We start from the raw sequence: 6095 nt of genomic DNA, 5'->3' as shown, positions 1-6095 counted from the left end.
GCGCTGCTGAAAATGCTCTACTTAGCGACGATGGATGTCACTCGCAAATGGACTGGGCGTGTGCAGAACTGGGGCCAAATGCTCCTCCAGCTCTCCGTTTTCTTCCCCGACCGGATCGGTCAATATCTACGTTAGTATTTTGCTTCAAGAGGGTTTACACAAAAAGCTTTACAGACCCAACTCGCCGATTACAGGGATATCATAGACGCTTCCATATGTTGATTCTAAGTCACCCCAATATTCCTTCATTAAATGTATTACCTTGTAGGTTTCCTCGTAATCTAGTTCATTAGACTGTTTAACCGCATCTCGCCAAGTCTTCAACTGAAGCCAGTTATTAGCATAGAGAAGTATCGAGTCATTTAAGTATTGATTCTTTAACTTAGCTTGTTGGTTAAAATCATCAAAAACCTGAGGGGAGATAGCGTTATTCTTCAGTATCCCCGAGATAAATTGACTAACCCAAATATATCCTTTGGCAAACTCCTTCGCTTCATTCTCTTTGATCTGAAGAGTTTCTCTGCTTGGCCTTCCGATTGCTTTTGGTGATTTGCTAGCCTCTTCTTCAGCGATTTCGTCTAAAAGCTCCTGATATTCACGGTTTTCGGATAGGACAGCGATAACTTTAAATGATTTCATGGTATTAGAATGAAATTCCATGAGTCTCGCTTTTAGCTTGTACCAATCAACGGGGTAGCCTCGCCAGAACAGAGCGAATATGTAGTCTTTTTGATTTTTAATCCTCTTCTCAGACTTAAGACGATCAATATACATTAATGTCTCCAACGTTCTTTCATGGTAATTGGTCTGAACCCCACGGTAATACCCTCGTCCACTTTTGTCACTAATGATAAAGCTGTGCTGAACATATCGTTCAAACATATGACTACTTAAATGAATGCCCACTTGATTTGCTTCTTGTAGCAGCTCTTGTTTCAACATTGTCCTCACCTCTTGAACAGATTGTAGCCCGTCCAAAAAATGAAAACAATGGATGTTCGATGCGGAAATGAATTCGATTTTCACATCAATACAACACTCAATCACAACAGTCAATCACAATATCGCTTACTATTCTGGAAAATAAATTCATGGTATGATGTGGAAAACCATGACTGGAGTGGTTCTGGATGAGAACCTGCAGGGATGAGCTGTTGCGAGCAACGAGATCGATAGTTAAAGCCAAGGGAGAAAATCGGTTCACACCTAAGGAAGCTGTTGAGTACATGCAAAGCAACAACACTAGCTATGCTGAATCGACGATCAGGACACATGTCGTATCTAAATGCTGCATTAATGCAAATCAGAATCACGCCAGAGTCTTTAATGACTACGAGAGGATCGGCGACGGTTACTATAAGGTTATCGACCTTTAGGAGTGAGCATTATGAAGATCATTCTAAGCAGGAAGGGATTCGACTCATCTGCTGGTGGATACCCCAGTCCGCATCTCGTTGATTCAGGTAGGTTGATTTCATTTCCGATTCCTGAAGATGAAGAGGTGAATACGGGAGTAATCTATTCCGATTTATTCGTCGATCGGAACCATACATACCTTGATCTCATGAACCAGCTTGGAATCAAGAAATATTCTAACGAAACGTCCGTGCATCTTGATCCAGATATTAATGCTTCAGTAATCAAACGGAACACTGAATGGAGAGGGATATTCGGGCAGTCGAGTGCAGCACAAGCTCATCTTGCAAATAGAAGATTCAGGTCTGAGACTTGTTTCTGTTCTTTGGATGGTTCAAAGATGTTGTCAGAACAGAATTAGGATACAAGTACGTTAATGGAACCAACAGGCATATCATTTGGGGCTATATGCAATTAGGTGAGATTGAGCGGATAGATCATGCGAGGCAATATGAAAGTTGGAAGTTAACTCATCCCCACTACCAATGCAGAGACAGGGATATGAATACTGCATATATCGCGGCACCAACTTTGTCGTTTAACAGTTCCATCCCAGAATGTGGAACATTCAATTTCGAACAGTATTTGGTTCTAACTCGAATGGGACAGCGTAAGCGTTCCGTATGGCAGCTACCACGTTACTTTCATCCCAGCTCTGGGACAAAGATGAGTTACCACGAGGACTTGTACAGCAAGTCGGGAAAGCCAGTCTGGGAACTGCACGATGATCATTGTATATTGCAAACGGTGGGCAGAGGTCAAGAGTTCGTCATTGAGGGTGGTTCTGGTGTGGAGCGATGGGCAAAGGAATTGTTTCAACGGCAGAGGTAAACCAGTCTAGGCCGCGAAGCATTCATTTCAGCCTCGACGGGAGGATATTATCTCTGACACTCATCCACTCCCTTCGGCCGAATAGCCGAAGGACGGCTACGTCCGAGTGTAATTGTCTAGGCAGAGCCTTGACGGCCCCTGAGGGGCAGTGGGGTGGGTTTCAGCTGTCTTGGAAGCGGCTCGCAATTGCGGTACTAAACGTTGATTGATTCTGCAAAAGTCTGCTTATGAAGAAAGAGGCCTCAGCGGCCCCATATCTAATCGGATTCATTGTAATAATAACTGCTTAGACGGAATCAATAGAGTCAGTTCTGTTTTTTCTTAACAAAAGGGGGAGGTCGGGATTACAACTCCCGACAATATCAAACCGACTAAATAAAAAATCCGCATAATAGCGGATTCGGTACCTTTTGATGTTGATGCATCCCAACGCTTTCCATTCAATTATAAATCATACTATTCAACTCAATGAAGCCAATTCGCTGATTAAAATCGTTCAGTTGAACAATGCGCGGCTTAAAAAACGAACTTGCTATTTTAAAACTGGCTAAATGATGAAGTGCATCCCGTAGAACACAATTTGGATAACCCTCCCTAATGGTGTCACTTTCAAGTCATTAACTGGCGTTAAAGTTGGCGACTGCATCAAAATTTATTGCGCTATTCATGATGGCCGAACGGCTGAATGCGCCGCCATCAGTGGGATGCCGCGCGCTGGTCCTTTGGCCATGGGAGAATTCGCAAGATGCTAAACGAGGCTCGGTGTATCCGGGACAGCTGCGTAAGCAGTCGCTGAAATCGGAATGCTGCCGCCGCAAGATCTTGCCGTGGGTTCGCCCGCTAACAGGGCAACTTACGGTTGTTTGCTTCATAAATTGTGATTAGAAATACCAGACAAACAGCGTATATCGTACTATGTGTTACTAGACGAGACACCTGTCAAAAATAGTGAAGTTGAAATAGAGCCTTTGACCTACTTTCTAGCGCCCGAGTGGCGTTTTTCTTTTACCATCAGCAGGGAATTGGTCGAATTTAGTCGAAGGAACAGAGAGGAGCTTAAAAACTGAAAGGCCCATTAACTGCAACAGGAGGACATATGGCTAAGACGTATTATGCTGAAGGAAGGCAAATTGCTTACTTCATAAGAGGGATCTGTATCCTTATCGGATTAGCACTATATTTTAACACGCCAGGATTACATTGGGGATTTTTTATTGGCATTCTATTTGGCTCGGTCGTTGCGGGAGAAGTCTTAGGTTCAATATGGATTAAAAGACGACGTTCAGCAGCTCAACAGACTAAGAAGAAACCCAGCGCTAAGAGTAGGGCTTCGTCAGCTACTACGACTAATACCAAAGTTCTTAGTAATCAGGAGCTTATCCACGCAGACGTAGATATGTTATCTGGTACAGATTTTGAACGGCTAATGGAACTGTACTATATTTCGAAGGGTTACACCGTAACGCGGGTAGGTGGCGCGGGAGATCATGAAGTCGATCTCATCCTAAAGGGCAAGGAAGGTTACAAGATCGCTGTTCAGTGCAAGCGTTGGAAGCGTGATGTTGGGAATGATATCATCTTAAGGCTGAAGGCGGGTAAACAAGTTCATGGCTGCTACGATGCTTGGATTGTGACGACAAGTAACTTTACAAAAGCAGCGAAAGAAGCTGCTGAGCGACTCAATATCAAGCTTATTAACGGGCTAGTCTTGCATGACAAGCTCTCAAACTGGCGTAAGTCAATGTCAGCAACCGAGATTAAACCAAAAGGAAGTCGCAGCAGATGATTTGGCTTCTACACAGTAATGAATGTAAAATTGATGATCAGTTTCTGGTGACCGATTTAATCCTGCTTGTAAGGTCTTCACGATTCAGCGCACACTGAAGGAAGACATCATGCTTGTGAAGAGTGGAAGAAGCATGTCTTCGACACTATGGGAAGCGTGTGAGGATACCATTAATGAGACAGAAAGGTGATGCATGTGTCTTCAATTCCTTACGCTCTGTGTGACGAAGAAATGGTGCATATTCCGGATGTCCGTAAAGGAGATAGGCGATTGTTCAGTTGTCCTGAATGCGGTGAGGGGCTGTTTTTTAAAGCTGGGGAAATCCGCATTCCCCATTTCTCACATTATCCCGAGAGTATGTGCTCGATGTCTCTTGAATCGGCACTTCACTATTACGCGAAACATTATATCGCTTCAGCAATCAAAAAAAGAGACGAAAATGTTCAGTTTAAATTTCAAGTGGACACTCTTCCTGACCTATTCAGGCGGTCGCTATTGCTTTTTGATACCAATCGAAGCGAATATGCTGTAAGCATCATGGATTTGGTTAGGTATTTCGAGGTATATAATGTGAATGTTGAGAAGATGTTTGACATTTATAAACCTGATGTCCTTTGCAATGATTATGATTTAAACAGGTTTTTAGCATTTGAAGTAGCAGTTACACATTATTCAACAGAAGAGAAAATCGCTTTTTATCTCGAAAATGATATTGCATATATTGAATTTGTTCCAGTTGTACACGAAGACGGTAAAACTTTATCGTTTACTGTTGAGGCACACAATCTAGACGAATTCCTTAAGACGAGATTCGATATTCTTATTAAATCATTCGTGCACTAAATGAATCAAGCGTAAAATCGCTTGGGATTCAAGTGATTGAGGAGTCCTTCCAAAGAGAGTATACCAATGCGATTAAGGCTAAGGCTATTGAAGCAGTTAAAGCAGGAGTAGCAAAGGATAGTGAGTCGATACGAAAATTCATATTTGAGAACAGGAGCGACGAAAATAAAGCACTTCGTTTTTTGAGATATAAAGCCGAATATAATCAGAAAGTTCCTATATACAGGATAAAACGAAAGAAAGGCAGAGGTGCGAATCGGATAAAACCTACTATTCAGTAGTTTCGACCCACGATTTGGAGTATATCATTAGCGGTACGGAAAACCAGTTTTCCGTAATGATGGACATTTTAATAAAAAACTATAAAGTTGAAGGTTTATTATCCACACAAGGAAATCAAATTGTGGGCTTTGAAGTCGGTATCCCGGATGCCATCACATACCAAAATTTGATAGTTAACAAGTTAGATATCATCCTTGAACGTATACTCTATAAAGTATAGATCCGGGATCCGCCAATATTGGATGAATCAGGCTGCGGCCTACGAAGCGGCGCAGTCACAGCTTGAGCTATCCGATGGGGCAGATGACTCTACCTCAAACGGCATTTTCAACGGGTTCGTGCTATTGGATTCTTCCGCTTGCGATCTGAATCAAATTAAGGCCAATCTTCTTCAGGATTGGAATATAACCAGTACGCCGGCCGAAGGCGAGGAACAGCAACCGAAAGGGGAACGGGACGGAACCTTGGTCTTCGACGTGAACGGCTATACGTTAGCGGTTAGTTTTGTCGATGCTCCCGTACCGGATGGCGAAGCCGAGCATTATGCGCGTGGGAACTATCTGTGGCCAGAAGCAGCGGAAGTAACGAAAACGCATGTCGCTCAAATCATACTGGCTGTCTTTACCCGTTCGGGTTCGCCGCGCGATTGCGCCAAACCTTCTAAACCAGCAGTTCCATGTGACCGAGCCGAATCGAGTATGGGCTGCGGACATCACCTATATTCACTGCCGCGAGGGCCGGCTGTATTTGGCGAGTCTCCTGGACCTCTGTACGCGAGAAATTGTAGGGTGGAGACTGGGCGAACGGATGACGACGGAACTGGTTCTAGGGGCACTAGAAGACGCTTACGAAAAGAAGCAGCCCGGGAAAGGTCTCATGCATCACTCCGATCGTGGGTCGCAATATGCCGCAACGAATTACCGCGAGCAGCTGCAGG

The 6095-nt window shown here is 43.7% G+C and carries 5 protein-coding genes and 2 pseudogenes; 6 read left to right on the top strand and 1 reads right to left on the bottom strand.

Annotation, left to right across the window (positions count from 1 at the left end; genetic code table 11):
* Nucleotides 1-135: pseudogene (locus ACFFSY_RS32325) on the top strand (IS256 family transposase); the annotation flags it as partial.
* 33 nt (nucleotides 136-168) lie between these two features.
* Here ACFFSY_RS32325 and ACFFSY_RS32320 read toward each other — a convergent pair.
* Nucleotides 169-942, bottom strand: coding sequence for a hypothetical protein (locus tag ACFFSY_RS32320; RefSeq protein WP_377502163.1), 774 nt, complete (start codon nucleotides 940-942; stop codon nucleotides 169-171).
* A gap of 188 nt (nucleotides 943-1130) precedes the next feature.
* Between ACFFSY_RS32320 and ACFFSY_RS35120 the strand changes: the two genes are divergently transcribed.
* The 5 genes and pseudogenes from ACFFSY_RS35120 to ACFFSY_RS32300 all read left to right on the top strand — a co-directional run.
* On the top strand, nucleotides 1131-1376 hold the full coding sequence (locus tag ACFFSY_RS35120) for a DUF7669 domain-containing protein (protein WP_446686141.1): 246 nt from the start codon (nucleotides 1131-1133) through the stop codon (nucleotides 1374-1376).
* A gap of 11 nt (nucleotides 1377-1387) precedes the next feature.
* Nucleotides 1388-2247, top strand: a pseudogene (locus tag ACFFSY_RS32315) (Nmad3 family putative nucleotide modification protein).
* 1096 nt (nucleotides 2248-3343) lie between these two features.
* Entirely contained in the window at nucleotides 3344-4033 is a 690-nt protein-coding gene (locus tag ACFFSY_RS32310) for a restriction endonuclease (RefSeq protein WP_377502160.1), read from the top strand.
* A 189-nt stretch (nucleotides 4034-4222) separates the two neighbouring features.
* Nucleotides 4223-4876 carry a competence protein CoiA family protein gene (locus ACFFSY_RS32305; protein WP_377502166.1) on the top strand — a complete coding sequence of 218 codons (654 nt, stop codon included), beginning with the start codon at nucleotides 4223-4225 and terminating at the stop codon, nucleotides 4874-4876.
* A gap of 876 nt (nucleotides 4877-5752) precedes the next feature.
* The coding region (locus ACFFSY_RS32300; RefSeq protein ID WP_377502157.1) for a DDE-type integrase/transposase/recombinase at nucleotides 5753-6095 on the top strand (343 nt) is incomplete at its 3' end.

Origin of the sequence: Paenibacillus aurantiacus, from assembly GCF_042431225.1 — a bacterium.
Taxonomy (GTDB): Bacteria; Bacillota; Bacilli; order Paenibacillales; family Paenibacillaceae; genus Paenibacillus_Z; species Paenibacillus_Z aurantiacus.
This window is presented reverse-complemented; position numbering and strand designations above follow the sequence as displayed.